Genomic DNA, 24,296 nt, shown 5'->3' with positions numbered 1-24,296 from the left:
GCCGGCCTGCATTCTCAATGCCGCAGAATGCCGCGATTCGGCCTCACCCGGCGCCTGCAATTGAACTTAAATCACAGACTCGGGCGGACAAGGCTGACAATCGGGACAACAGTGACTATTTCGTGACCATGGCCGAACGCAGCGAACATCGTGAACCAAGCCCGGACGAGCAGAGCCTGGGCAAACAGAGCCTGAGCAACCAGAATCTGAGCAACCAGAGTCTGACTGGGGCCACCGAGGCGCGGGGCCTGGAGGCGCTGATCTCGCGCGCGGCGCGGGCCGGCAAGGGGCCGGCGCCGGTCGAGCGCTGGAATCCCGATTTCTGCGGCGATCTCGACATGGAGATCAAGGCCGACGGCACATGGTTCTATCTCGGCACGCCGATCGGACGCATGCCGCTGGTGCAGCTCTTTTCCAGCGTGCTGCGCAAGGATGACGACGGCAAGACCTATTTGGTGACGCCGGTCGAGCGGGTCGGGATCCGCGTCGTCGACGCGCCCTTCATCGCCGTCGAAATGGACGTGTCGGGGAGCGGGGGCGAGCAGGTCATCACCTTCCGTACCAATGTCGGCGACGTCGTCGCGGCCGGCCCCGGTCATCCGCTGCGCTTCGTCGACGAGCACGAAACCGGGGGGTTGAAGCCCTATGTGCTGGTGCGCGGACGGTTGGAGGCGCTGGTGGCGCGGCCGGTGATGTATGAACTGGTCGAGCACGGCGAGGAGATCGACATCGACGGCAGGGCGATGTTCGCCGTCCGCTCGGGCGGCGAGGTTTATCCGATCATGCCGGCCGAGAAGCTGAAACGGCTGAGCGCGTGATGGACCAGGTGACGCCGGCGCCGTTTTCGATCGCAGACTTTCGGGCGCGCGTCGCCGCGCAGGCCGCGATCGGCCCTGGCGACGATTTCGGCGACCATCGCTTCAATCCCGGCCATCCCAGGCTCAAGCACATCAAGCCATTGCGCGACGCGGCGGTGCTGATCCCGGTGATCGACCGTGCCGAGGGCGCCATGGTGCTGCTCACCAAACGCGCCGAGAAGCTGCGCAGCCATTCCGGCCAGGTGGCTTTTCCGGGCGGCACCATCGATACGACCGATTCAAGCCCCGAGGCCGCCGCTTTGCGCGAGACCTTCGAGGAGATCGGCCTCGATCGTGGCCATGTCGAGATCATCGGCCGCATGCCGGACTATGTCGCGGGCAGCGGCTACCGTATCGTGCCGGTGCTTGCCATCGTGCGGCCCGGCTTTTCGCTGACGCTCAATGTCGACGAGGTCGACGCCGCCTTCGAGGTGCCCTTGAGCTTCCTTATGGACCCGGCCAACCACGCGCGCGACAGCCGCATGTGGAACGAGCTCGAATGGTTCTTCTACGAGATGCCCTATGGCGGCCAGCGCATCTGGGGCGTCACCGCCGGCATCATCCGCACGCTCTATGAAAGGCTTTACGGTTGAGCGCTGAGACGTCACTCTCGGGCAGGGCCGATTGGCTGGCCGACAAGCATCTGCAGAAGCTGCTTGCGGCGCTGAAGCAAGGCGGAGAGGAAGCGCGTGTCGCCGGCGGCGCGGTGCGCAATGCGCTGATCGGCCAGCCGGTCGCCGACATCGACATCGCTGCGACCACCGTGCCCGAGGAAACGATCCGGCGCGCCGAGGCGGCCGGCTTCAAGACTGTGCCAACAGGCATCGAGCATGGCACGATCACGGTGATCGCCGGCGGCAAGCCTTATGAAGTGACGACGCTCAGGGCCGATATCGAGACCGACGGGCGGCGGGCAAAAGTGATCTTCGGGCGCGACTGGAAAGCGGACGCCGAGCGGCGCGACTTCACCATCAACGCGCTCTACGCCGAGGCCGATGGCACGATCGTCGACCTCGTCGGCGGCGTTGCCGATATAGAGGCGCGGCGGCTGCGTTTCATCGGCGACGCGGAAGCGCGCATCCGGGAGGATTATCTGCGCATCCTGCGCTTTTTCCGTTTCTTTGCCTGGTATGGCGACGGACGGCCGGACGCGGATGGGCTGAAGGCCTGCGCAAGGCTGAAGGACGGGCTTGCGCGGCTTTCGGCCGAACGCGTCTGGTCCGAACTGAAGAAGCTGCTGTCGGCGCCCGATCCCTCGCGCGCGCTCTTGTGGATGCGCCAGGCCGGCGTGCTCACCGCCGTGCTGCCGGAGAGCGAGAAATGGGGCATTGACGCGATCCATGGCCTGGTCAAGACTGGAAAAGATCTCGGCTGGGCCGCCGATCCTGTGCTGAGGCTGGAGGCGATCGTCCCGCCCGATGCCTTACGCATGAAGACGCTTGGCGAGCGGCTGCGATTGTCGAACGACGAGGCCGACCGCCTGCGGCATTGGGCGTTGACTATTGCGCCGGATGCGAAGGTGACCGAAACCGAACTGGCCAAGAAACTCTATCACGGCGATCGCAATGGCTATGTCGACCGCATCCGGCTGGCGCTTGCCGCGGCGCGAACGCGTGCCGTCGAGGACAATCAGGCGATGATGGAAGCCGGCGGTTTCTCACGCCTGCTCAATTTCACGCTGAAATGGCAAAAGCCGGTGTTTCCGATCAAAGGCGCCGACCTGACCGCGCTTGGCGCCTCGCCGGGGCCGAAGCTCGGCGCGACGCTGAAGAACCTCGAGAAGGAATGGGTCGAATCGGGCTTCACCCTGGAACGCGGCGTGCTGATGGAGCGCGCCGCGCACGCGCTGGAGATCTAACCTGTTCAGGCGGCCGCGCCTGTCAATGGATCGCAACAGGGGCGAGCGCGCGGGAAAGGCTTGCCTCGCCCTTGCCGTAGACCGAGGGGTCGTAGTCCACCAGCGTGTCGGTGCGGGCAGTGTTGAGCAGGTCGTTCGTGATCTGCACCGGCGTCGCCTTGGTGAACTTGCTGCCGATGATCGCAGCATAGCCTGAGATGATCGGCGCGGCGAAAGATGTTCCGTAGAGACCGGTCTTGTCGCCCTCGACGCCGACCACCAGGAAGTGGCTCTGCACAGCCGTGTTGGAGCCGGCATAGTCGGAATACCAGGCGAGCTGGGCCTTGTTGGCTGTGGTGCCGTTCGTCGACAGCGCGCCGACGAAGATCGCCGTCGGTTTGCCGATCAGGGCAAGGTCGAGATAGTCCTGCTGGCCATCGGTGACCCCGCCGACGGCGACAGAGTCATTGCCGGCCGCCTTCGAGACGATGGCCGAACCTTTGGTGGCGTAGGAGATGATCGAGGACTCCTCTGGAGCCCACCAGATCTGGTTCGCGCTGTAGCCGGCGGTGGCGTACATGCCGTAGCTGAGGTTCAGCACGTTGAGGCCGCGTGCCAGCGAAACCGCCGTGCCCGTCGAGAAATCCTTGGAGCGGATGGTCGCGGCGGGAGCAATCATGCTTGCCTCCTCGCGCGTCCATTCGCCGTGCCGCTGGGTCTGCACGCCGACCCCGAAATTGCCGGAAAAACGCGACGTGCTGCTGAAGTCGTCGACCATTGTGATGGTGACGCCCCTGCCCTTGTAGCCGGCTGCCCATGCGGCGCCGACGTCGGGGCTCATCCAGTTCTGTACCGTTTGCGTCGTGCGCGCGACCGGGATCTTTGCGCTCACGCAGATGGAGCCGCCGCCATGGCAGAGCGCGGCCATCTCGTCCGCGCTGAGGACCTCCTGCGCCGAGGCAGTCGGCGCCGAAAGGGCGGCTAAAGCGGCTGCAACGCCCAATTTCAGGGTCATTCTCCAGTCCAACGAGGACCGGGACGGGCGCGAATTTGGGCACGAGATGATGTTCATTTGCGGCTCCCGCAATCAGAATGTGAGACGGTAATTCAACCAGAGATGCATGGTCTCCGGCTTGGCGCTGACCAGATATTTCAAGGTTTCCTCCGGCGCCGTCTCGCCCGCCGCGAGCCGGCAATTGACGCTGTAGGTGCCCAGGTCGCCATAGTCGGCTTCGCAAGGCTTTTCAGTGAGGCCGCCGCCGATGGTCGAGGTGACGGAAAGCGACAGCGTGCTGTTCGGATTGGGATGGATCTGGGTGAGGAAGCCAAGCTTCAGGCTGGGCTCGATACGGTATTTCTCGGCTTGCTCGCCTGTGCCAAATCCCCAAAGAATGCCGGTATCGGGTGTGATCTGGGTAAGAAGATCCGCATGCATATCGACCCAGCTCGCATGGTACCAATGGGTGAACGATACCCAGCTTCCGCCCTGCAACTCATAGCCGCCATTGCCGAGGCTCCTGGCGCGATCGCTGAGTGGAGAACCCTGATGAATATCGACGAGCGAGGTCGTCCATTCCTGGGCCGTTACTGGCGACGCAAAGAGCAAGGCGCTCGACAGGAGCGCCGCGCAGAGACCGACTCCGATGTTGGACCGCTCGCGCATGCGCGAAGCACCTCGCCCCATCATTCCGGACAGCGCCTTGATGACGAAGGCTGCTCGGGCAGCCCCTCTGGCCGGATCATGGATCGGAGAATCGCACGTGCATCGTTACTGCAAGGTTATCCGAGCCGTTAGGAATATAAGAATTTGCTTGAATCATAGGGAAAATGTTTCTGCCGGCGACCGGGAGATCGCCGGCGGAGAGTTGGGCGCAGGCGTAAGCGGCGTTCCGCTCTTGCGTGTCGGCCCATCTGGTCGAATTCCGGAATTTGGCCGCTCAGGCGGCGTCGCGAACCTTTTGAATGCGCGAGCGGATCGCCTCGATCATCGTCTCGCGGATGATGGTCTCGCCATGCGTCTCGCGCATATGCTCGACGGCGCGGCGCATGACCTCCGCTTCCTCCTCGGCGCGCGTGTGCCAGTCACAGCCCGGAACCAGCGACCCGCATTGGAATTCCTTCATGATCCTTCCTTTCCTAGCGCAGGGTGGTTCGACCTTGGCCGCCCACCCCTGATGTCTTGTCTTGGCAGTCCGGGAGGGAGCGGCGCGCCTCTTCCGGTTAACCTGCCGGGCTATCATAACACCTGTGCAACGGTTCGGTTGCATCGAAAGTCCCCTGTCTCGGATTGGAAAGAAAAAGGCGGAGCGCTATGCCCCGCCTTTCCCTGCCGCCTGAGAACTGGACCTTCAGAGCAAGGCCGTTACTTCATGATCTTGACCGCCTCGGCGATCTTGTTCTTGCCGCTCATGTCCCAGGACACGCGGACTTTCTCGCCGGCCTGAATGCCGGGATCCTTGAAGGCTTTGGACAGCTTGAATGTGGATCCATCCTCCAGAACAAGGCTCATGGCCGTTCCGTCAAAGCTCTTGACGGTGCCGGTGGTGTGCTTGACCGCTGCGAAGGCGGCGCCGCCGGAGGCGAGAAGGGCGGCGGTTGCTGCCGTCACGATAAGCTTGCGCATGACGTGCTCTCCTGGAATGCGGGTGCCCGATTTGGCGAGGCACCTCGCGTGATCAGGGTCGTCAAGTCGCGTCGGGTCGCGGCCGCGGGAGACAAATGATCTCCGCTTCGACCGCCGGCGCTTCCCGACCCGACGACCTTAAATAATCCCATTTTTTCAAAACGATATTAGACGAAAAAGATATCGTCGCTGCACATTGCCGGCCAAGATTCGGCGAATGGGACAGCAATGCGGCCATCGCCGCACTCACCGGATCGTTACGGCCATTTTACCTCGGGCGGCAGGCTGGACAGGATCGAGGCGACATTGCCGCCGGTCTTCAGGCCGAAGATGGTGCCGCGATCGTGAAGCAAGTTGAATTCGACGTAGCGGCCGCGCCGGATGAGCTGTTCGTGGCGCTCGCCATCGGTCCAGTTCCGGTTGAAATTGCCCCGTACCAGATGGGCATAGACGACGAGGAAGGAGCGGCCGACGTCCTGGACGAAATTGAGATCGGCGTTCCAGCCGCCCTTGTCCTCGTCCGAATGCAGCCAGTCGAAGAAAATGCCGCCGATGCCGCGCGGCTCGTTGCGGTGCGGCAGGAAGAAATACTCATCGCACCAGGCTTTGAATTTGGGATAGTCGGCGACGGCGGCGTTCTTCTCGCAGGCGAACTGCATGGCGCGATGGAAGGCGATCGTGTCGGGATCGTCCTGGGTGCGGCGACGATCGAGCACCGGCGTCAGATCGGCGCCGCCACCGAACCACTGGCGCGTGGTGACGACCATGCGTGTGTTCATGTGCACGGCCGGCACATTGGGGTTCCAGGGATGCGCAATCAGCGAGATGCCGCTCGCCCAGAAGCGCGGGTCTTCCTCGGCGCCGGGAATCTGCCTCCTGAATTCGGGGGAGAATTCGCCATGGACGGTCGAAGTGTGCACGCCGACCTTCTCGAAGACGCGGCCGCGCATCATCGACATGGTGCCGCCGCCGCCACGGCCTTCGTCGCGCTCCCAGGGAGTCTTTTCGAAATGGCCGGGCGACCAAGACGCTTGCGGGCCGATGAGTTCCTGCTCGAGCTGCTCGAAGGTGGCGCAGATGCGCTCGCGCAGGGCCTCGAACCAGAGGCGAGCCTTCATCTTCTTCTGTTCGATGTCGGCCGGCAGTCCCACTGGAAGGTCAGGTCGTTCCAATTCCGTCTCCAGTCACAGGCCCGCTTGCCTGACAAATGACTCGTTTTTTCTGCGCGCGATCCCTAATCTCTTAAAGGCAAGGGTCAAGTCCTGTCTGACCAAGGTGCAAAGGAGTTCCTTCGTGCGCACCCCGGCAAGGCCGCCGCTGGATGGTTTGAAGAAGAGGCTGGAGCGCTCGCGGGCCGAGCGCGCAGGCCAGCCACGCGACGGTTTCCTGCGCGAGACCTTCGTGCTGCCGAGGCCCGCCGCGCGCCTCAAGGCCAAGGAGTGGTTCGAGCGTTTTCCGAAACAGGCCTACTGGACCGAGATCGAAAGCTGGTTCGAACGCCCGGGCGATGTGATCGAATTCACCATGCGCCGGCTGCCGGCGGCGGATTAAGGTGCATTGATATTCAGGCGAAGCCGGCCTGCAAATGGCGGCTTCCAGCGCTTCCAGCGCTTCCGGTGCTCACGTACATTGCGTACGCTCCGCTCCGGTTCTCGGAAGCCACCATTTTCGACTCGGCCTGACCTGAATCTCAATGCGCCTTGGCGACAGACTGTCAGCGCACCGCCAGCCTTCTCGCCCCCGTACCCTCCCGGGCCAGCCGGTCTTCCCTGTTCCTAAGCGGGCATTTGTCGATCGACATGCAGCCGCAGCCGATGCAATCCGTCAGGCCATCGCGCAATTTCTTCAATTGGCTGATCTTGTGGTCGAGCCCGTCGCGCCAGGCTGTCGAAAGCAGGTTCCAATCCTCACGTGTTGGCGTGCGCTCTTCAGGCAAGGATTGGAACGCGGCGGCAATTTCCGCAAGCGAGATGCCGACTTCCTGGGCGACGCGGATAATCGCGACGCGGCGCAGCACATCGCGGCTGTAGCGCCGCTGGTTGCCCGACGTGCGGTGGCTGCGGATCAGCCCGCGCGCCTCGTAGAAATGCAGCGCCGATACCGCAACACCGCTGCGCATCGCCACTTGGCCGACCGTCAATTCCCTCGCTGGAGTCATTTCCCAAATTCCCGCTTGACCTCAAGTTAAGTTGAGCTTGTAGCCAAGAAATATCGATAGGGCAATTGCAGGAGAAGGCGATGTGCGTCTGGGCAAGAATGACGGCGGAAGGCACGGCGGTTCGGGATGGCGCGGAAGCGCGAGAGCTATTTTCTGAGCTGGCGGAGCGCTTCACCCGCGACCATGGCGACCGACAGCGCGACATTGATGCTGCGCGCGCCCCCCCGCATCGGAATGGTCAATCGCGCGTCGGCCGCCTCATGGACCTCTTCCGTGACGCCGGCGGATTCACGGCCGAACAGAAGAATGTCGCCGGCGGCGAAAGCAAAGTCGGTATAGGCGGTAGCGGCCTTAGTGGTGAGCAGCACCAGGCGGCGCGCATGCATCTTTCGCCATTCCTCGAAGGCGTGCCAGTCGGCATGGCGGGAAAGCGCCGCCATTTCGAGGTAGTCCATGCCGGCCCGTTTCAGCGCCCGGTCGGAGAGCGGGAAACCAGCCGGCTCGATGATATCGACACCAATATCGAGGCAGGCGGCGAGGCGCAGGATCGTCCCGGTGTTGCCGGCAATATCCGGCTGGTAGAGCGCAATGCGGAGACGATCGTTCATTTTCGCATCCTGCTAATAAGTGGCAGATCGGCCACAGGCATCTCCCGCTTTCGGCAATTTCGGGGGTGGCGGATGGCCATTTTCTGCGAAGTCGAGTATATGCCCACCATCGTCAACCCGAACCGAATGGAGGGGAACACATGATGACCATGCACATCCAGCTCCCATCCGGGGCTCACGTATGCCCGCAGGCGGTTTCGGTACGACGATTCTTCTGACACTTTAAGTCCTCATCGCACCGATTCCCGCCGAACCCAGTTTTCGGCTTCGAAGGAATCTTGCGATGTTTTTCAAACTGCCAAAGGGGCGCCGCGCCCCAGCTGAACGTGTCAAGACCGACGCTCGTGTCGAGGTCGACGCTTGTCGCGTCCCAATCGACGCTTTCCGTCCCGTCTCGACCGGTTCGATCCGCGCCTTCGGTCGAATGCCGGAGGTCGAGGACGCATCACCCTTTTTAACGCATTTGCATATGGAGGACGGGCCGATGTTCGATCCCTACAAAATACCTGGTTCAAGAAGCCTGCACGAGCGCAAGGCGGCCACCTGGGCGCTGCTGATCGGCGAGACCTATTCGTCGGCGGTGCATGCCGAGGAGCGGCGCCGGCCGCATCGCGGCATGCTGCCGGACGTCGATTTCTCGCGCGCGGTGCCCGACCACAGCCGGCCCACGCTGGTGCGCCGGATCATCCGCCTGATCCGGCCGGGCGACAGGAACCGGGCAGGTTCCGGCCTTTCGTCGGGAAGTTCGGTGCCCTCAGGGACGTCAAACGAGCCTGTCGGCGAAATGCCGGCGAAACCCTATATTGCGCGGGATAGGGCCGGCGATGCGGATGGTTCCGTATCGCCGGCCCGCAATGCCGCGCGGCCGCAAAGCCTAGCTCATCAATCCCGCGCCGCGTGAGCGCATAGATAAGTCGAGTGCCCGGAATGTTCCGCTGGTTTGAAAACAGGCTCGATCCGTTTCCCGCCGCGGAGCCGGTCGAGCCGCCGAAGACGCTGATCGCCTTCTGCGTTCATTATACGCGCGGCGTCTGGCCCTACATCGGCGTAGATGCGGTGCTGGTGGCGGTGATCGCTATCACAGAAGTGTGGATGTTCGGTTTCATGGGCCGCATCGTCGACTGGCTGTCGGCGCAGAACCGGGAAACTTTCCTGCAGACCGAGAGCTGGAAGCTCGCCGGCATGGCCTTCATCGTGCTGTTTGCGCTGCCCGGTACGGTGTGGCTGCGTTCGTTGCTTAACCAGCAGACGCTGATGGGCAATTATCCCATGCGCATCCGCTGGCAGGTACATCGCTACTTACTGAAACAGTCGATGGCTTTCTACCAGGACGAGTTCGCGGGCCGGATCGCCACCAAGCTGATGCAGACCGCACTCGCCGTACGCGACTGCGTCATGAAGCTGATAGACGTCCTCAACTACGTGATCGTCTACTTCCTTGGCATGCTGTTCATCGTCGGTTCGGCGGATTTGCGGCTGGCCGCGCCCTTGGCTGTATGGCTGATCGGTTATGTCGCCTTGCTGTGGCATTTCATTCCGCGGCTGGGCAAGGTCGGCGAGGAGCAAGCCAATGCCCGCTCGACCATGACCGGCCGCGTCGTCGACAGCTACGCCAACATCCAGACGGTGAAGCTGTTTTCGCACGCACGCCGCGAAGCGACCTTTGCCAGGGAAGGCATGGCAGGCTTCCTCGACACGGTCTACCGCTCGATGCGGCTGGTGACGGTGCTATATGGTCTGCTCTACATCCTGAACTCGCTGCTGCTGTTCTCCGTCACGGCGATCTCGCTGTGGCTGTGGCTCGGCCAGGCGGTGACGATCGGCGCGGTCGCCGTGGTCATCGGCCTCGTGCTGCGCATGTGGGGCATGTCGCAATGGATCATGTGGGAGATGTCCGTGCTGTTCGAGAATATCGGCACGGTGCAGGACGGCATCCAGTCGATCTCGCTGCCGCGCCTGGTCGAAGACAGGCCGGGCGCCAAGGACATCACCGTCGCCCGGGGCGAGATCCGCTTCGAGGACATCCGCTTCCATTACGGCAAGCAGAAGGGCGTCATCGAGAACCTGTCGCTCACCGTGAAGCCCGGCGAGAAGGTCGGTATTGTCGGACGCTCCGGCGCCGGCAAATCGACACTGGTCAATCTGTTGCTGCGCTTCTACGACCTGGAAAGCGGCAGGATCCTCGTCGACGGCCAGGAGATCGCGGCAGTGACGCAGGATTCGCTGCGCGCGCAGATCGGAATGGTGACGCAGGATACCTCGCTGCTGCACCGCTCGGTGAAGGAGAACATCCTCTATGGCCGGCCGGACGCGACCGACGAAATGCTCATCGAGGCGGCGCGGCGGGCGGAGGCGCTTGATTTCATCGGCGGGCTTTCGGACCACAATGGCCGCAAGGGTTTCGACGCCCAAGTCGGCGACCGCGGCATCAAACTGTCCGGCGGCCAGCGGCAGCGCATCGCGATTGCCCGCGTCATGCTGAAGGACGCGCCGATCCTCATCCTAGACGAGGCGACGTCGGCGCTCGATTCGGAAGCCGAGGCGGCGATCCAGGAGAACCTCTACAAGCTGATGCAGGGCAAGACCGTGATCGCCATCGCGCACCGGCTGTCGACGATCGCGGCGATGGACAGGCTCGTCGTCATGGACAAGGGCCGCATCATCGAGGAAGGCTCGCACGAGGAGCTCGTCGCGAGGGGCGGGCTTTATGCCCAGCTCTGGCAGCGCCAGTCGGGCGGCTTCCTGCTCGATGACGTGCCGGCCGGGCCCGATGCCAAGGCGCCTCAATCCGAGATGGCGGCGGAGTAACGCGATCGCAATTGCAGCGATTCCAGGAAAAATGCATAGCGGTCGGGCTCGGCGGCTTCGCCGTAGCCTTCAGTCCGGAATGCGCAAAACAAAGGCTTGGAGCGGCCCGGCGGTTCTGTGAGCCGTCGAGCCGTTCCGGCATCAAGGTTACGGCGATTGCCGGGAATCTTTCCCGGGCGTAACCACGGCTTGGTCAGAGGCCTGCCGGCGACCAGTTCGGGCGCCGGCGGGTTTTGGGCCTCTATGAGAGAAAAATGTTCGACCGCATCTTCACCTGGTTCGAAAGCCGTTACTCGCCGGTCGCGCTGGCCGACGACCGGCGGCCGCCAATGGGGCTTTGGCGCTTCTACTGGTATTTCATAAGGCAGTTTCGCGCCGCCTATTGGCTGCGCATCATCATCGTTGCCGTCGCGGCGATAGTGGACGCGATGCTGCCGATTTTCGTCGGCCTGATCGTCGGCCTGCTCGCCAGCACCAAGCCGGGCGATTTCTTTGCCGCGCATGGGCCGCTGCTCGTCATGATGGCCTTCGTCGTGCTGTTGCGTCCGCTGTCGATGGTTATCGATGGCCTCATCCGCAACCACGCCATCGCGCCGAACCTCATCGACCTCATCCGCTGGCAGAGCCATTGGCATGTCGTGCGCCAGGACTGGTCGTTCTTTCAGAACGACTTTGCCGGCCGCATCGGAACCAAGGTGATGCAGAGCGGCGATTCGATGGAGATGAGCGTCAACCTCACCGTCGATGCCGTCTGGTATGCGCTGGTCTTCGTTGCGGTTGCCATCGTGGTGCTGGCGCGGCTCGACCCGCTTCTCCTGGCTGTGGCGGCGGTGTGGCTGGTGGTCTATTGTCTGATCTTCTGGTCTGCGATGCCCAGGATCACGCAACGCTCGTCCCAATTGTCGGAGCGGTGGTCGCAGGTGAGCGGCCGCATGGTCGACAGCTACACCAACATCCTGACGCTCAAGACATTCTCGACCGGCGAGCATGAAGACAAATATGTCTCGCAAGCGGTGGTCGAGCACGCCGACACGTTTTACCAGCTGATGCGCGTTTTCACGCTGATGTGGTCGGCCTTGTTCATCCTCAATGCGGCGCTGCTTATTGCCGTGAGCTGGCTGGCGCTCGCCGGCTGGAACGCCGGCGCCATGACCACCGCGGCCGTGGCGACCGCGATACCGTTCGCGCTGCAGATCGCCAACATCTCCGGCAGGATCCTCGATGTCGGCGCCAACGTCTTTCGGCAGATCGGCGTTGCCAGCAACTCGATGACGACGATCGCGCGGCCGATCGTCATGCAGGATCAGCCTGACGCATCGGCCCTCGTCGTGGCCGCCGGCGGCATCGAGTTCGACCGGGTGAATTTCAACTACTGGCGCAAGGACGGCAAAGGCGGCGTCATCGACGATCTGTCGCTGAAGATCGCGCCGGGCGAGCGGGTCGGCCTGATCGGCCGTTCGGGAGCCGGCAAGTCGACGCTGGTCAATCTCGTGCTGCGGCTGTTCGACGTGCAGGACGGCAAGGTGCTGATCGACGGGCAGGACATCCGCAACGTCTCGCAAGAAAGCGTTCGCGCGGCGATCGGCTTCGTCAACCAGGACACCTCGCTCTTGCATCGATCCGTTCGCGAGAACCTCAAATATGGACGCCAGTCAGCCAGCGACGAGGCGATGTTCAGCGCCGCCAAGGCCGCCCAGATCGACGATGTGATCGCGGGGCTGACCGATCCGCATGGGCAGAGCGGCTATGAGGCGCTTGTCGGCGAACGCGGTGTGAAGCTGTCCGGCGGGCAGCGGCAGCATCGCAATTGCCCGCGTCATGCTGAAGGACGCGCCGATCCTTATCCTCGACGAGGCCACGTCCGCGCTCGATTCGGAAGTGGAGGCCGCCATCCAGGAGAACCTCTACAAGCTCATGCAGGGTAAGACCGTCATCGCCATCGCCCACCGCCTGTCGACCATCGCGGCGATGGACAGGCTGGTGGTGATGGACAAGGGGCGCATCGTCGAGGACGGCTCGCATGAGGCGCTGATCGCCAAAGGCGGGCTCTATGCCCAGCTCTGGCGGCGTCAGTCGGGCGGTTTCCTGCTCGAGGAAAAGCAGGCGGCCGACGGTTTGGCGACGAAAGGTGAAGCCGCAGAATGATGCAGGCCATCTATCGCTGGTTCGAGCATTGGGTCTACCCGTTCCGCGAGCCCGCGAATCTGCGACCGCCCGCCAGCGTCGGCGGCTTCCTCTGGCACTATGTCGGGCAGGCGAAGCTCGCCTTCTTCGCCATGCTGATCATCGGCGGGATCGCGCCGCTGGTCGAGGCCGGCCTCTTCTATTTCGTCGGAAGGCTGGTCGATATCCTCGATCAGTTACCGGGCGAACGCAGCTGGCATGCGCTTTGGGCTGCTGCGGGGCCAGAGCTTCTGTTCATGGGCGCGGTGGTGCTTGTCATCCGCACCGCTGTCGTCGGCCTGTCGGCGTTGGTCGACGAGCAGACGATCACGCCCGGCTTCTACAATCTGGTGCGCTGGCAGGCGCACCGGCATGTCTCGCGCCAGTCCTATGCCTTCTTCCAGAATGATTTCGCTGGCCGCATCGCGACAAAAGTCTGGCAGGCGGGGCAGGCGACCGGCGACCTGATGGAAAGCTTCATCGAGGTCGTGTGGTTCATGATCGTCTATACGGTGACGACGCTGGCGCTGGTCGCGGGGCTGGATCTGCGACTGGCGGTCATGGTGGTGATCTGGATCGCCGCGTTCGGCTGGCTGGCAAAACTCTATCTGCCGGCGATCCGCAAGCATGCTGAGGCGACGGCCGAGGCGGGTTCGATGATCACCGGCCGCATCGTCGATTCCTATTCCAACGTGCAGACACTGAAGCTGTTTTCGGCCGATGGCGACGATCGCTATATCCGCGGCGGCTTCGGCATCTATCTCGACGCGCTGCGGCCGTTCACGCGCCGGCTGACCGGCGTGCGCATGGCGCTCACCATGCTCTCCGGCATCATGATCACCGCGATCGCGGCCTTCGCCATCTATCTGTGGGTCGAAGGCTCGATCACAGTCGGCGCCGTCGCCTTCACCCTGTCGCTGGTGCTGAGGCTCAACATGCTGCTCGGGCGGCTGATGATGCAGCTCAACGGCATCCTGCGAAATCTCGGCGTGCTGGAGAATTCCAAGGCGCTGATCTCGCAGCCGCTCGGCCTGACCGACGCGCCTGACGCCAAGGAACTGGTCGTCACCGGCGGCCGCATCGACGTCAGCAACGTCACCTTCCATTACGGCAAGGGGGCAGGGGTGCTTGACGGCATCGACCTCGTCGTGCGTCCGGGCGAGAAGGTCGGCCTAGTCGGCCCGTCCGGCGCCGGCAAGACGACCTTGGCCAACCTGATCCTGCGCCTCTACGACCTGGAGGGCGGCCAGATCCTGATCGACGGCCAGGATATTGCCGGGGTCACGCAGAACTCGTTGCGCAGCAATATCGGCGTCGTCAGCCAGGATACAGCACTGTTCCACCGCTCGCTGCGCGACAACATCAAGCTCGGCATGCCGGACGCCACCGATGCGCAAGTGATCGCCGCCGCCAGGAAGGCTGAGGCGCATGACTTCATCCTGGGACTGCGCGACACCAGAGACCGCGCCGGCTACGAGGCCTATGTCGGCGAGCGCGGCGTAAAGCTCTCCGGCGGCCAGCGGCAGCGCGTCGCCATCGCGCGCGTCTTCCTCAAGGATGCGCCGATCCTGATCCTCGACGAGGCGACCTCGGCGCTCGATTCGGACATTGAGGCGGCGATCCAGGAGAACCTGACCAAGCTGATGGAAAACAAGACAGTGATCGCCATCGCGCACCGGCTGTCCACCATCGCAGCGCTCGACCGGTTGGTGGTGCTTGACGGCGGCCGCATCGTCGAACAGGGCACGCATGACGAATTGGTTGCGCTCGACGGCCTTTACGCGCGGCTCTGGAAACGCCAGTCCGGCGGCTTCCTGTTCAACGAGGAAAGCGCGCTGGAAGAGACGCGGCCGGCGGAGTAGAACGGCACCATGTCGGTACGCATGCCCACCAAATTCGGACGGTCAGGCGCGCAGGAAAGCGCCCTCGATCTCCTCGGCCACGAGATCCTCGCCGAAAAGGCTGCCGCGCTCGGCCGCGCCGGCCAGCGCGTGGAGCAAACCCTTGCCAAATTGCGCGAAGGCGGCGAGGGCGAGCATCGCAACCGGCTGCTCAAGGAAGCGGCCGCGGCCGTCCACGCCTATTTCATCCAGCGCGAGCTTTGCGGTCTGCGCAAGCATGATGCCGTGATCCGCGAATACGACATCCCAAGGGCTGTGCTGGTCAGGCTCGGCGCCAGCTAAACAGCTATTCCAGCCACTCGGTGATGAAGTGGCCGTTCTCGTGGATGTCGGTGCTTTCGAGCGGGCCGGGGCCGAGATTGGTGAATTTGTGTGGCGTGTCGGGCGGCACGATCAGGATCTGTCCGGCCGTGGCCTTGATCTCCTGGTCGCCGATCGTGAACAGGCCGGTGCCGGAGCGGATGACGAAGATTTCCGCATACGGATGTTTGTGCAGGCGCGGGCCGCCGCCGATCGTCGGCTGATAGTTGAAGATCAGGCAGGAATTGGCACCGAACTGGCCGCATTGCAGCTCGCCTATCCAGAGGTCGGGGGCGTCGGCCCAGCTGTAGCGTTCAATGACATACGCCATGACGGCAGAATAGACCGGGCCAGCAGCCGATGTCGAGGCGAACACCGGCCCGATTTCTCCCCGGATTTCCCGCTGTTCCACCCTGTCCGGCGGCCGGGGCGGGATGCATCGGCAACGGCCGCCGCGCATGCCCGCGACAATCTGCCCTTGTGGTCTCACCCCGCTGGACAAAAACGGGCCGCACGCATAAACCGAAAATCCAAATGCCGGAGGAATTCGCTAGCCTGTTCGCCATGCGCTGTCGGGCAGGTGCGATTGAGCGGGGACAAGGCTCGGCCTCCGGTTAGGAAGAGGCGAAAGGATCAGGCACCCGTGAGCGCAACCGACATCCACGATCCCAACCGTCGCGATTTTCTCTATGTAGCGACCGGCATGGCCGCCGTTGTCGGCGCTGGAGCCGTCGCGTGGCCATTCATCGACCAGATGCGCCCCGATGCCTCGACGCTGGCGCTTGCTTCGGTCGAGGTCGATGTCTCCTCGCTGCAGCCGGGCAGCTCGCTGATCGTCAAATGGCGCGGCAAGCCGGTGGTGGTGCGTAACCGCACCGAAAAGGAAATGAAGGACGGCGAAGCCGTCAATCTCGCCGATCTCAAGGATCCGATCGCGCGCAACGCCAACCTGCCGGCCGACGCGCCGGCGACCGACGCCAACCGCACCACGCCGGGCAAGGAAGCCTGGATGGTGATGGTGCAGGTCTGCACCCATCTCGGCTGCATCCCGCTTGGCCAGGAAGGCGATTTCGGCGGCTGGTTCTGCCCGTGCCACGGTTCGCAATACGACACCGCCGGCCGCATCCGCAAAGGCCCGGCGCCGGAGAACATGGCGATCCCGGTCTTCAAGTTCATTTCCGATACCAAGATCCTTATCGGTTGAGGCAGGGGACATTTCGATGAGCGAGGGACACTCGACCTATACGCCGAAGACCGGAATCGAGCGCTGGTTCGACGCCCGCATGCCGCTGCCGCGGCTGATCTATGACAGCTTCATCGCCTATCCGGTGCCGCGCAACCTCAACTACATGTGGACGTTTGGCGGCATCCTGTCGATCATGCTGGTCGCGCAGATCCTGACCGGCATCGTGCTGGCGATGCACTACACGTCCGACACCAATCTCGCCTTTGATTCGGTCGAGAAGATCATGCGCGACGTGAATTCGGGATGGCTGTTGCGCTATCTTCATTCCAACGGCGCTTCGTTCTTCTTCGTCGCCGTCTACATTCACATCTTCCGCGGCCTGTTCTACGGTTCGTACAAGGCGCCGCGCGAGCTTTTGTGGATCCTCGGCTGCATCATCTACCTCCTGATGATGGCCACCGGCTTCATGGGCTATGTGCTGCCCTGGGGTCAGATGAGCTTCTGGGGCGCCACCGTCATCACCGGTTTCTTCAGCGCCATCCCGCTGGTCGGTAACTGGATCCAGCAGCTTTTGCTCGGCGGCTTCGCCGTCGACGACCCGACGCTGAACCGCTTCTTCGCGCTGCATTACCTGCTGCCGTTCATGATCGCCGGCGTCGTCGTCCTGCACATCTGGGCGCTGCATGTCGTTGGCCAGTCGAACCCGACCGGCATCGAGGTCAAGTCGAAGACCGACACGGTCGCCTTCACGCCCTATGCGACCATCAAGGACGCGTTCGGCATGATCGTGTTCCTGTTCGTCTTCGCCTATTTCGTCTTCTATCTGCCGAACTATCTCGGCCACCCGGACAACTACACGGTCGCCAACCCACTGAAGACGCCGGCCCATATCGTTCCGGAATGGTACTTCCTGCCATTCTACGCGATCCTGCGCGCCATCACTTTCAACATCGGCCCGATCAACTCCAAGCTTGGCGGCGTGCTGTGCATGTTCGGCGCCATCGCCATGCTGTTCCTGGTGCCGTGGCTCGACACCTCGAAGGTGCGCTCGGCGGTCTACCGTCCGTGGTACAAGCTGTTCTTCTGGCTGTTCGTGGCCGATGCCATCCTGCTCGGCTGGCTGGGCTCGCAGCCGGCGGAAGGCAGCTACGTGTTCATGGCGCAGATGGCGACTTTGTTCTACTTCGCCTTCTTCCTGGTCGTCATGCCGGTACTCGGCCTGATCGAGACGCCGCGCAGGCTGCCGAACTCGATCACCGAGGCGGTGCTGGAAAAGAAAAAGGGCGGCAGCGGACATCTGGCAGGCATGACCGCCGCGCCGGACGCCAAGGGCTGAGAATCTGAGGGGATTTTGGGTATGAAGAAGATTCTCACCTCGCTGGCGCTGCTCGGCCTGGTGGTTGCGGGTACCGCTGCCATCGCCGCGGAAGAGCAGAACCCGGCCGCTCCGACGCATTTCCCGATCAACGAACCGAAGGAAATGAGCTGGAGCTTCGCCGGTCCGTTCGGCACCTATGACAAGGCGCAGCTGCAGCGCGGCCTCAAGGTCTACAAGGAAGTCTGCTCGGCCTGCCACTCGATGAACCTGGTGGCCTTCCGAACGCTGGAAGGGCTCGGCTATTCGGAAGCGCAGATCAAGACGCTGGCCGCCGGATACACCATCCATGACGGCCCGAACGATGCCGGCGACATGTTCGACCGTCCCGGCAAGCCGTCGGATCACTTCCCGGCGCCGTTCCCGAACGAGCAGGCCGCTGCTGCCGCCAATGGCGGCGCCGCGCCGCCCGACATGTCGCTACTTGCCAAGGCGCGCGGCGTCGAGCGCGGCTTCCCGCGTTTCATCTTCGATATCTTCACCCAGTACGCGCAGGGCGGCCCGGATTACATCCACTCGCTGCTCACCGGCTACGACCAGACGCCGCCGGCCGGCATGGTGATCCCGGAAGGCACGCACTACAACCCGTACTTCCTGTCCGGTGTGTCGCTGAAGATGCCGAAGCCGCTCTCCGACGGCCAGGTGACCTATGACGACGGCTCGCCGCAGACCGTCGACCAGTATGCCCGCGACGTCGCGGCCTTCCTGATGTTCGCCGCCGAGCCGCATCTTGAGGAACGCAAGAAGACCGGGTTCCGCGTCATGGTCTTCCTGCTGCTCTTCGGCGCGCTGGTCTACATGACCAAGCGCAGGGTGTGGGCCGACGTGGCGCACTGAGGCGCCGTTGACCGGAAGAATTTGAAAGGGCGCCACAGGGCGCCCTTTTTGCATTTCGGTACGCGCTAACTGCGGGCTATGTCACATGGCCGTCATTGCGCGTGGCGATCCTGCCTTGCTTCATCAAAGGATCGCACCCATGAAAAGATATGCATCGCTCGCGGCCGGTTTCCTGCTGCTTGTCACCGGATATGCCGCCCATGCCGACGAGGCGCAGCCCTTCCTCACCAGCAAAGACATCGACCTGACGATGATCCTGCCGCCGCCGCCCGCCAACGATTCGGCCGAGACCAAGGCCGAGCTCGGCGAGGTGCTGACCCTGCAGGTGACGCGCACGCCGGAAATGGAAAAGCGAGCCATCGCCGATGCCGAAGAGAATGTCTGGCGCTTCGCCGATGTCATGGGACCGAAGTTCAACAAGGAAACGCTGCCGAAATTCGGCGCCTTCTTCGATCGCGTCGTGGCGACCGAAGGGGCCGTCGTCGATCCGGCTAAGGATGTCTGGAAGCGTCCGCGCCCGCATCAGCTGAGCGATCTGGTCAAGCCGGTCGTGAAGCTGTCGAACTCCGGCTCCTGGCCGTCTGGCCATGCGACGGTCGGCACCATGATGGGCATCATCCTTGCCGACATGGTTCCGGAAAAGCGCGCTGAGATCATGGCGCGCGCGGCCGAATTCGCCCATAACCGCGTGGTCGGCGGCATCCACTATCCGTCCGACATCGAGATGGGCAAGATCTCCGGCAGCGTGATCGCCGCGGTGCTGCTCAACCGTCCCGATTTCAAGGCCGAGTACGAGGTGGCGCGCTCCGAGCTGCGCTCGGACCTCGGCATGTAGCCGCACGGTAGCGCCTGTATTTCGAAGGGCCCCTTCGCGGGCGCCCTTTTCGTTTTGTCCGAGGCCGGTCGGTGCCGATCCTTTGCCGGATGTGCTTGTCTCTGGCTCGACATCGCGGTAGCCCTTGTCGGTCGCGTCGGGCAGCAATGGCCGACGCCGCCACATCCGACAGCCGGACACGCGGAAAGCCTCGATGAAATCCTCCCTAGAAGACACGCTGCTTGCGGCTATCCGCACGATTCCTGACTATCCGAAACCCGGCATCCTGTTTCGCGACATCACCACGCTGCTTGGCGACGCCCGCGCCTTCCGGCGCGCCATCGACGAGCTGGTGCATCCCTATGCCGGGCTGAAGATCGACAAGATCGCCGGCATCGAGGCGCGCGGCTTCATCCTCGGTGGCGCCGTTGCGCACCAGCTTTCGGCCGGCTTCGTGCCGATCCGCAAGAAGGGCAAGCTGCCTTACGAAACGGTGCGCGTGGCCTACAGCCTCGAATACGGGCTGGACGAGATGGAGATGCACAAGGACGGCGTCTCGCCGGGCGAGAAGGTGATCGTGGTCGACGACCTGATCGCCACCGGCGGCACGGCGGAAGCGGCGGTGAAGTTGCTCAGGCAAATCGGCGCCGACATCGTCGCCGCCTGCTTCGTCATCGACCTGCCGGATCTCGGCGGACGCAATAAGCTCGAAGCGCTCGGCGTGCCGGTCAGGACGCTGATCGGGTTCGAGGGGCATTGAAGAGCTTTCCCTCATCCCACAAGGGGAGAAGGGAGAGGCTCACTATCCCACCTTCACCAGAACGGCGCTGTCGAACTCGATCACCTTGTCGCCAGTCGAATCGAACCCTTCCGAACGCAGCGTGAGCAGATTCCAACCCGGACGCCCGGCGAGCGGGCGGTGCGCCTGCGCGGTGCGCGTGAAAGTCACGGTCTCGCCGGCATAGACCGGCTTCAGCCATTTCAAATTGCGGAAGCCGGGCGACGGGCCGAATTCGGGCTGCGGGCCGGGGTCGGTCCAGCGCACGCCCTCGGTCTCCATGCGCTTTTCGAGATTGTATTTCATCCAGGTGGCGGCGGTGTGCCAGCCCGAGGCGCAGAGCCCGCCAAGCAGGCTCTTCTTCGCCGCCTCTTCATCGACGTGGAAGATCTGCGGATCGTACTTTTTGGCAAACGCCTTGATCTCGTCGGCCTCGAACTTATGCGAGCCGAGCGTGACCGTTTCGCCGATCAGGAAGTACTCGTCCAGGGTCATGACAGGTCCCTTGCGGCATCACGCGCGAGGAACATGCCGGTGTTCTCCAGCTCGAAAACACTCTCGCCGCGCTGGTTGACCAATTCGCTGCGCATGGTGATCAAGCCGAGCTGCGGCCGCGACTTGGACTGGCGCTTGGACAGGATCGTGACCGTGCCGCGCAAGGTATCGCCGGCCAGCACCGGCTTCTTCCATTTCACATGCTCGATGCCCGGCGAGCCCTGCGAGGTCGAATCGAGCAGGAAGGCGTCGCACAGCATGCGCATGAACATCGCGCAGGTGTGCCAGCCCGAGGCCGAAAGCCCGCCGAGAATGCTGGCCTTGCCGGCTTCCTCGTCGAGATGCATCGGCTGGGCATCGAACTCCGCGGCGAATTCGATGATCTCGGCGGCGCTTACGGTCTTGCTACCGATGTCCAGCGAGGCGCCCTCGACGAAGTCCTCATAAGCCCAGGTCTTTCCGGTCATGTCGGCAATCCGGTTATCCCAAAGATCGGGCGACCCGGATGCAGGCCCAGGACGATTTGGTCAAGTGATTTCTGGTAAGCCAGTCAGGCACTCAGGTGTTGAACTTGAACAGCATGATGTCGCCGTCCTGGACGACATACTCCTTGCCTTCGTCGCGCGCCTTGCCGGCTTCCTTGGCCGCCACTTCGCCGCCCAGCGTGACGAAGTCGTTGTAGGAGATCGTCTGGGCGCGGATGAAGCCGCGCTCGAAGTCGGTATGGATGACGCCGGCCGCCTGCGGCGCCTTATCGCCCTTGTGGATCGTCCAGGCGCGCGTCTCCTTCGGCCCGACGGTGAAATAGGTGATCAGATGCAGGAGCTCGTAGCCGGCGCGGATCACCTTGTTGAGGCCCGGCTCGTCGAGACCGATCGAGGCCAGGAACTCCATTTCCTCCTCGTCGGAAAGCTGAGCGACTTCCGCCTCGATCGCCGCCGAGATCACCACCGTGCCGGCGCCCTGCGCGGCCGCCATCTTCTCGACCGCCCTGGTATGCTCGTTGCCGGTGGCGGCGTCCGCCTCGGCGACGTTGCAGACATACAGCACGGGGTGCGAGGTGAGGAGGTTCAGTCCCTGCAGGATGCGCAGATCCTCCGGCGCGATGCCATTGAGCAGGACGCGCGTCGGCTTGCCGGCCTGCAGCAATTCGAGGGCGGCTTCCATCATCGGCAGCACGGCCATGGCTTCCTTGTCCTTGCCGGCGGCGCGCTTGCGGATCTGGGCGATGCGGCGCTCGAGGCTTTCGAGATCCGCGAGCATCAGCTCGGTCTCGACCGTCTCGGCGTCGGCGACAGGATCGATGCGGCCCTCGACATGGGTTATATCGTCATCCTCGAAGCAGCGCAGCACATGCACGATGGCGTCAACCTCACGGATGTTGGCGAGGAACTGGTTGCCCAGCCCTTCGCCCTTGGAGGCGCCGCGCACCAGGCCGGCAATATCGACGAAGGAGATGCGGGTCGGGATGATCTCCTTCGACTTGCCGATCGCCGCGATCTTCTGCAGGCGCGGGTCAGGCACCGCCACCTCGCCGGTGTTCGGCTCGATGGTGCAGAAAGGATAGTTGGCGGCCTGCGCGGCGGCCGTCCTGGTCAGCGCGTTGAACAGCGTCGACTTGCCGACGTTGGGCAAGCCAACGATGCCACATTTGAAACCCATGTTCGTCCAGTCCTGTCGGAATTCGATTTTGAAGTGGGCTATGGGCGATAGGGGTGACGAACGTCAAGCCCCAGGCGTCGTTCGATCGACGCTCACTCCTTGCCGAACAGCTTCTTCAGCATGGCGGCCATCGGGCCGCTCTCGGGAAGTTTTGCCGCCGGCTGCTGCGGGCGCGCCTGGCGGACATGGCTTTGCTGCTTCGGCGGCTTGGGCGGCGGGCGGTCGTCATCGCCGGTCGGCACGAGCTTCTCGCGCAAGGTCAGCGTGACGCGGTTCATGAACGAGCTGTCGTCGCCCTTGGCGAGCAGCGCGGCATGGTCGGCGATTGCGTCCAGCAGGACATCGAGCCACTCGCGGTCCGCCTTGGCGAAATCGCCAAGCACATGGCCGTGCACCATCTCCTTGACGCCGGGATGGCCGACGCCGATGCGCACCCGGCGATAGGCGTTGCCGACATGCTGGTCGAGCGAGCGGATGCCGTTATGGCCGCCAGAGCCGCCGCCCACCTTGATCCTGAGCTTGCCGGCGGCAAGATCGATCTCGTCATAGAAGACGGTGAGGGCGGATGGTTCGAGCTTGTAGAAGCGCAGCGCTTCGCCGACCGATTGTCCGGAAAGGTTCATGAAGGTCTGCGGCTTGATCAGCAGGATTTTTTCGCCGCCGAGCATGCCTTCGCAGATCAGGCCCTGGAATTTTCTCGACCAGGGCGAAAAGGAATGGCGGCGGGCAATCGCGTCCGCCGCCATGAAGCCGACATTGTGCCGGTTGTTTTCGTATTTCGCGCCCGGATTGCCGAGGCCTGCAAAGACAAGCATCGCTATCTCCGAGCGTTAGAACATGATGCCGAAAAGTGTGAAGCGGTTTTCGGAAAACATGATGCTCTATTTCTTTGATTTAGAGCCGGATGAAATCATCCGGCTCGGAGAATTACTTCTCTTCGGCCGCCGGGGCCGCCGTCTCGGTCGCCGACGCCTCGGTGGTGGCTTCCGTCTCCGGCTTCATCGCCGACGAGCCGGCAATGGTCGCGATGGTGAAGTCGCGATCGGAGATGACGGGCTTGACGCCGGCCGGCAGCTTGACCGCCGAGATGTGGATCGAGTCGCCGATGTCGGTGCCGGTGAGATCGATGGTGATGAATTCCGGGATCGCGTTGGCCGGGCAGTGGAACTCGACTTCGTGACGAACGATGTTGAGCACGCCACCGCGCTTGATGCCGGGCGACTTGTCCTCATTGATGAAGTGGACAGGCACGTCGACATTGACCTCGGTGTCCTTGCCGATGCGCAGGAAGTCGACATGGACAGGGAAATCCTTGACCGGGTCGAGCTGGAAATCCTTCGGCAGGACCTGGATCTTCTTGCCGTCGACATCGATCGTGGCGATCGTGGTCAGAAACCCGCCGCCATGGATCTTGTAGAAGATGTCCTTGTAGTTCAGCGCAATAGCCAGGGGAGGCTGCTTGTCGCCGTAGATAACTGCAGGCACTTTACCGTTGCGGCGAACTGCACGGGCGGACCCCTTACCGACCTGTTCGCGCGCTTCGGCCTTGAGCTCGTAAGCGTCGTGGCTCATGGCATTTCCTTTCGCGTGTTGTGGAGCGCTTACGGCGGGCAAGCCCATCCGTAAACGTCGAAAGCCGTCGCGGCCTTGCACGATCTATCCAATGCGTTTGGCGATCCAAATGCGTCTGGGATCTGCGAGGCCTGGCCGGCCTTCCTCCGCGTTGCCTCCAAGGGTGTCTACGCGGGTGGCGGCTCTATAGCGGAAGGCGGCCGAGGGTGCAAGCGATTGGGCTGGAAGGGATTGGGAGCATTGCAGGGTGGTTTTCAACGCCGAGCATAAACTGGATACTCATTTGCGGCGAATGTAGGATCGCGCGGTTCTCAACCGTCCT

The 24,296-nt window shown here is 63.2% G+C and carries 28 protein-coding genes; 15 read left to right on the top strand and 13 right to left on the bottom strand.

Going from position 1 to position 24,296, the window contains the following annotated elements; genetic code table 11:
* Window positions 1-128 precede the first annotated feature (128 nt).
* Genes LB528_RS03275 through LB528_RS03265 form a run of 3 tightly spaced genes read left to right on the top strand, consistent with a single transcriptional unit; the run spans window position 129 to window position 2,715 of the window.
* Complete coding sequence (locus LB528_RS03275) at window positions 129-818, top strand: DUF1285 domain-containing protein (RefSeq protein WP_224713948.1); 690 nt, start codon at window positions 129-131, stop codon at window positions 816-818.
* Entirely contained in the window at window positions 818-1,450 is a 633-nt protein-coding gene (locus tag LB528_RS03270) for a CoA pyrophosphatase (RefSeq protein WP_224516740.1), read from the top strand. Before LB528_RS03275 ends, LB528_RS03270 begins: the two co-directional genes overlap by 1 nt.
* On the top strand, window positions 1,447-2,715 hold the full coding sequence (locus LB528_RS03265) for a CCA tRNA nucleotidyltransferase (protein ID WP_224516739.1): 1,269 nt from the start codon (window positions 1,447-1,449) through the stop codon (window positions 2,713-2,715). Before LB528_RS03270 ends, LB528_RS03265 begins: the two co-directional genes overlap by 4 nt.
* 22 nt (window positions 2,716-2,737) lie before the next feature.
* Here LB528_RS03265 and LB528_RS03260 read toward each other — a convergent pair whose 3' ends face one another.
* From LB528_RS03260 to hemF, 5 genes are all read right to left on the bottom strand, one after another.
* Window positions 2,738-3,709 carry a S8/S53 family peptidase gene (locus tag LB528_RS03260; protein ID WP_224713832.1) on the bottom strand — a complete coding sequence of 324 codons (972 nt, stop codon included), beginning with the start codon at window positions 3,707-3,709 and terminating at the stop codon, window positions 2,738-2,740.
* 72 nt (window positions 3,710-3,781) lie between these two features.
* Window positions 3,782-4,357, bottom strand: a complete 576-nt coding sequence (locus LB528_RS03255; RefSeq protein ID WP_224516737.1) for a hypothetical protein — start codon at window positions 4,355-4,357, stop codon at window positions 3,782-3,784.
* 274 nt (window positions 4,358-4,631) lie between these two features.
* Window positions 4,632-4,817 (bottom strand): DUF1059 domain-containing protein, encoded by a 186-nt coding sequence (locus LB528_RS03250; protein WP_040989704.1) that lies wholly within the window; start codon window positions 4,815-4,817, stop codon window positions 4,632-4,634.
* A gap of 239 nt (window positions 4,818-5,056) precedes the next feature.
* Window positions 5,057-5,317, bottom strand: a complete 261-nt coding sequence (locus LB528_RS03245; protein WP_224516736.1) for a DUF1344 domain-containing protein — start codon at window positions 5,315-5,317, stop codon at window positions 5,057-5,059.
* Between the two features lie 257 nt (window positions 5,318-5,574).
* Entirely contained in the window at window positions 5,575-6,489 is a 915-nt protein-coding gene (gene hemF, locus LB528_RS03240) for an oxygen-dependent coproporphyrinogen oxidase (RefSeq protein WP_224713831.1), read from the bottom strand.
* 121 nt (window positions 6,490-6,610) lie between these two features.
* On the opposite strand from hemF, the gene LB528_RS03235 reads away from it, so the two are divergent.
* A complete protein-coding gene (locus LB528_RS03235) occupies window positions 6,611-6,868 on the top strand; it encodes a hypothetical protein (protein WP_112099415.1) in 258 nt (85 codons plus the stop codon).
* Window positions 6,869-7,031: 163 nt separating this feature from the next.
* On the opposite strand, the gene soxR is transcribed toward LB528_RS03235, so the two are convergent.
* Together soxR and LB528_RS03225 are read right to left on the bottom strand one after the other, a co-directional pair.
* Entirely contained in the window at window positions 7,032-7,475 is a 444-nt protein-coding gene (gene soxR, locus LB528_RS03230) for a redox-sensitive transcriptional activator SoxR (protein ID WP_224713830.1), read from the bottom strand.
* A gap of 146 nt (window positions 7,476-7,621) precedes the next feature.
* Entirely contained in the window at window positions 7,622-8,083 is a 462-nt protein-coding gene (locus tag LB528_RS03225) for a tRNA (cytidine(34)-2'-O)-methyltransferase (RefSeq protein ID WP_224713829.1), read from the bottom strand.
* Between the two features lie 484 nt (window positions 8,084-8,567).
* Between LB528_RS03225 and LB528_RS03220 the strand changes: the two genes are divergently transcribed.
* The 6 genes from LB528_RS03220 (at window position 8,568) to LB528_RS03195 (ending at window position 15,237) form a co-directional block, all read left to right on the top strand.
* Window positions 8,568-8,984 carry a hypothetical protein gene (locus LB528_RS03220; protein WP_224713828.1) on the top strand — a complete coding sequence of 139 codons (417 nt, stop codon included), beginning with the start codon at window positions 8,568-8,570 and terminating at the stop codon, window positions 8,982-8,984.
* Window positions 8,985-9,010: 26 nt separating this feature from the next.
* The gene (locus LB528_RS03215; protein ID WP_224713827.1) at window positions 9,011-10,891 is read left to right on the top strand and encodes an ABC transporter ATP-binding protein; all 1,881 of its coding nucleotides are present in this window, start codon (window positions 9,011-9,013) and stop codon (window positions 10,889-10,891) included.
* Window positions 10,892-11,145: 254 nt separating this feature from the next.
* A complete protein-coding gene (locus tag LB528_RS03210) occupies window positions 11,146-12,816 on the top strand; it encodes an ABC transporter ATP-binding protein (RefSeq protein WP_224713826.1) in 1,671 nt (556 codons plus the stop codon).
* Window positions 12,806-13,036 (top strand): hypothetical protein, encoded by a 231-nt coding sequence (locus LB528_RS03205; RefSeq protein ID WP_224713825.1) that lies wholly within the window; start codon window positions 12,806-12,808, stop codon window positions 13,034-13,036. The genes LB528_RS03210 and LB528_RS03205 overlap by 11 nt, the downstream gene beginning before the upstream one ends.
* Window positions 13,033-14,916 carry an ABC transporter ATP-binding protein gene (locus LB528_RS03200; protein ID WP_224713824.1) on the top strand — a complete coding sequence of 628 codons (1,884 nt, stop codon included), beginning with the start codon at window positions 13,033-13,035 and terminating at the stop codon, window positions 14,914-14,916. The genes LB528_RS03205 and LB528_RS03200 overlap by 4 nt, the downstream gene beginning before the upstream one ends.
* A gap of 9 nt (window positions 14,917-14,925) precedes the next feature.
* Window positions 14,926-15,237 carry a DUF6665 family protein gene (locus LB528_RS03195; protein WP_224713823.1) on the top strand — a complete coding sequence of 104 codons (312 nt, stop codon included), beginning with the start codon at window positions 14,926-14,928 and terminating at the stop codon, window positions 15,235-15,237.
* 4 nt (window positions 15,238-15,241) lie between these two features.
* On the opposite strand, the gene LB528_RS03190 is transcribed toward LB528_RS03195, so the two are convergent.
* Window positions 15,242-15,586 (bottom strand): cupin domain-containing protein, encoded by a 345-nt coding sequence (locus LB528_RS03190; protein ID WP_224516767.1) that lies wholly within the window; start codon window positions 15,584-15,586, stop codon window positions 15,242-15,244.
* A 312-nt stretch (window positions 15,587-15,898) separates the two neighbouring features.
* Between LB528_RS03190 and petA the strand changes: the two genes are divergently transcribed.
* From petA to LB528_RS03165, 5 genes are all read left to right on the top strand, one after another.
* Window positions 15,899-16,459: a ubiquinol-cytochrome c reductase iron-sulfur subunit gene (petA, locus tag LB528_RS03185; protein ID WP_112126775.1), complete on the top strand. Its 561-nt coding sequence runs from the start codon at window positions 15,899-15,901 to the stop codon at window positions 16,457-16,459.
* 16 nt (window positions 16,460-16,475) lie between these two features.
* A complete protein-coding gene (locus tag LB528_RS03180; protein ID WP_224713822.1) occupies window positions 16,476-17,777 on the top strand; it encodes a cytochrome b in 1,302 nt (433 codons plus the stop codon).
* 21 nt (window positions 17,778-17,798) lie between these two features.
* Entirely contained in the window at window positions 17,799-18,653 is an 855-nt protein-coding gene (locus LB528_RS03175) for a cytochrome c1 (RefSeq protein ID WP_224516726.1), read from the top strand.
* A gap of 139 nt (window positions 18,654-18,792) precedes the next feature.
* Entirely contained in the window at window positions 18,793-19,488 is a 696-nt protein-coding gene (locus LB528_RS03170) for an acid phosphatase (RefSeq protein ID WP_224713821.1), read from the top strand.
* Window positions 19,489-19,681: 193 nt separating this feature from the next.
* Window positions 19,682-20,227 carry an adenine phosphoribosyltransferase gene (locus LB528_RS03165; RefSeq protein ID WP_224713820.1) on the top strand — a complete coding sequence of 182 codons (546 nt, stop codon included), beginning with the start codon at window positions 19,682-19,684 and terminating at the stop codon, window positions 20,225-20,227.
* Window positions 20,228-20,269: 42 nt separating this feature from the next.
* Here LB528_RS03165 and LB528_RS03160 read toward each other — a convergent pair whose 3' ends face one another.
* From LB528_RS03160 to LB528_RS03140, 5 genes are all read right to left on the bottom strand, one after another.
* Window positions 20,270-20,740, bottom strand: coding sequence for a MaoC family dehydratase (locus LB528_RS03160; RefSeq protein WP_224713819.1), 471 nt, complete (start codon window positions 20,738-20,740; stop codon window positions 20,270-20,272).
* The gene (locus tag LB528_RS03155) at window positions 20,737-21,207 is read right to left on the bottom strand and encodes a MaoC family dehydratase (protein ID WP_224713818.1); all 471 of its coding nucleotides are present in this window, start codon (window positions 21,205-21,207) and stop codon (window positions 20,737-20,739) included. Before LB528_RS03155 ends, LB528_RS03160 begins: the two co-directional genes overlap by 4 nt.
* A gap of 91 nt (window positions 21,208-21,298) precedes the next feature.
* Complete coding sequence (gene ychF, locus LB528_RS03150; protein ID WP_224516722.1) at window positions 21,299-22,402, bottom strand: redox-regulated ATPase YchF; 1,104 nt, start codon at window positions 22,400-22,402, stop codon at window positions 21,299-21,301.
* Between the two features lie 92 nt (window positions 22,403-22,494).
* Window positions 22,495-23,217 (bottom strand): aminoacyl-tRNA hydrolase, encoded by a 723-nt coding sequence (pth, locus tag LB528_RS03145; RefSeq protein ID WP_224713817.1) that lies wholly within the window; start codon window positions 23,215-23,217, stop codon window positions 22,495-22,497.
* Between the two features lie 112 nt (window positions 23,218-23,329).
* Window positions 23,330-23,974: a 50S ribosomal protein L25/general stress protein Ctc gene (locus tag LB528_RS03140; protein WP_224516720.1), complete on the bottom strand. Its 645-nt coding sequence runs from the start codon at window positions 23,972-23,974 to the stop codon at window positions 23,330-23,332.
* Between the last annotated feature and the right edge of the window lie 322 nt (window positions 23,975-24,296).

The organism is Mesorhizobium sp. CA4 (assembly GCF_020165075.1).
GTDB lineage: Bacteria > Pseudomonadota > Alphaproteobacteria > Rhizobiales > Rhizobiaceae > Mesorhizobium.
This window is presented reverse-complemented; position numbering and strand designations above follow the sequence as displayed.

What these genes read in the sequence shown, in the direction of transcription:
- LB528_RS03195 (WP_224713823.1), top strand. Translation starts at nt 14,926, where the DNA reads ATGTCGGTACGCATGCCCACCAAATTCGGACGGTCAGGCGCGCAGGAA.
- LB528_RS03165 (WP_224713820.1), top strand. Translation starts at nt 19,682, where the DNA reads ATGAAATCCTCCCTAGAAGACACGCTGCTTGCGGCTATCCGCACGATT.
- LB528_RS03175 (WP_224516726.1), top strand. Translation starts at nt 17,799, where the DNA reads ATGAAGAAGATTCTCACCTCGCTGGCGCTGCTCGGCCTGGTGGTTGCG.
- LB528_RS03205 (WP_224713825.1), top strand. Translation starts at nt 12,806, where the DNA reads ATGCAGGGTAAGACCGTCATCGCCATCGCCCACCGCCTGTCGACCATC.
- LB528_RS03180 (WP_224713822.1), top strand. Translation starts at nt 16,476, where the DNA reads ATGAGCGAGGGACACTCGACCTATACGCCGAAGACCGGAATCGAGCGC.
- pth (WP_224713817.1), bottom strand. Translation starts at nt 23,217, where the DNA reads ATGCTTGTCTTTGCAGGCCTCGGCAATCCGGGCGCGAAATACGAAAAC.
- LB528_RS03155 (WP_224713818.1), bottom strand. Translation starts at nt 21,207, where the DNA reads ATGACCGGAAAGACCTGGGCTTATGAGGACTTCGTCGAGGGCGCCTCG.
- LB528_RS03190 (WP_224516767.1), bottom strand. Translation starts at nt 15,586, where the DNA reads ATGGCGTATGTCATTGAACGCTACAGCTGGGCCGACGCCCCCGACCTC.
- LB528_RS03200 (WP_224713824.1), top strand. Translation starts at nt 13,033, where the DNA reads ATGATGCAGGCCATCTATCGCTGGTTCGAGCATTGGGTCTACCCGTTC.
- LB528_RS03160 (WP_224713819.1), bottom strand. Translation starts at nt 20,740, where the DNA reads ATGACCCTGGACGAGTACTTCCTGATCGGCGAAACGGTCACGCTCGGC.
- LB528_RS03215 (WP_224713827.1), top strand. Translation starts at nt 9,011, where the DNA reads ATGTTCCGCTGGTTTGAAAACAGGCTCGATCCGTTTCCCGCCGCGGAG.
- ychF (WP_224516722.1), bottom strand. Translation starts at nt 22,402, where the DNA reads ATGGGTTTCAAATGTGGCATCGTTGGCTTGCCCAACGTCGGCAAGTCG.
- LB528_RS03260 (WP_224713832.1), bottom strand. Translation starts at nt 3,709, where the DNA reads ATGACCCTGAAATTGGGCGTTGCAGCCGCTTTAGCCGCCCTTTCGGCG.
- LB528_RS03220 (WP_224713828.1), top strand. Translation starts at nt 8,568, where the DNA reads ATGTTCGATCCCTACAAAATACCTGGTTCAAGAAGCCTGCACGAGCGC.
- LB528_RS03245 (WP_224516736.1), bottom strand. Translation starts at nt 5,317, where the DNA reads ATGCGCAAGCTTATCGTGACGGCAGCAACCGCCGCCCTTCTCGCCTCC.
- LB528_RS03225 (WP_224713829.1), bottom strand. Translation starts at nt 8,083, where the DNA reads ATGAACGATCGTCTCCGCATTGCGCTCTACCAGCCGGATATTGCCGGC.
- LB528_RS03255 (WP_224516737.1), bottom strand. Translation starts at nt 4,357, where the DNA reads ATGCGCGAGCGGTCCAACATCGGAGTCGGTCTCTGCGCGGCGCTCCTG.
- LB528_RS03275 (WP_224713948.1), top strand. Translation starts at nt 129, where the DNA reads ATGGCCGAACGCAGCGAACATCGTGAACCAAGCCCGGACGAGCAGAGC.
- LB528_RS03210 (WP_224713826.1), top strand. Translation starts at nt 11,146, where the DNA reads ATGTTCGACCGCATCTTCACCTGGTTCGAAAGCCGTTACTCGCCGGTC.
- LB528_RS03250 (WP_040989704.1), bottom strand. Translation starts at nt 4,817, where the DNA reads ATGAAGGAATTCCAATGCGGGTCGCTGGTTCCGGGCTGTGACTGGCAC.
- LB528_RS03170 (WP_224713821.1), top strand. Translation starts at nt 18,793, where the DNA reads ATGAAAAGATATGCATCGCTCGCGGCCGGTTTCCTGCTGCTTGTCACC.
- LB528_RS03140 (WP_224516720.1), bottom strand. Translation starts at nt 23,974, where the DNA reads ATGAGCCACGACGCTTACGAGCTCAAGGCCGAAGCGCGCGAACAGGTC.
- LB528_RS03270 (WP_224516740.1), top strand. Translation starts at nt 818, where the DNA reads ATGGACCAGGTGACGCCGGCGCCGTTTTCGATCGCAGACTTTCGGGCG.
- soxR (WP_224713830.1), bottom strand. Translation starts at nt 7,475, where the DNA reads ATGACTCCAGCGAGGGAATTGACGGTCGGCCAAGTGGCGATGCGCAGC.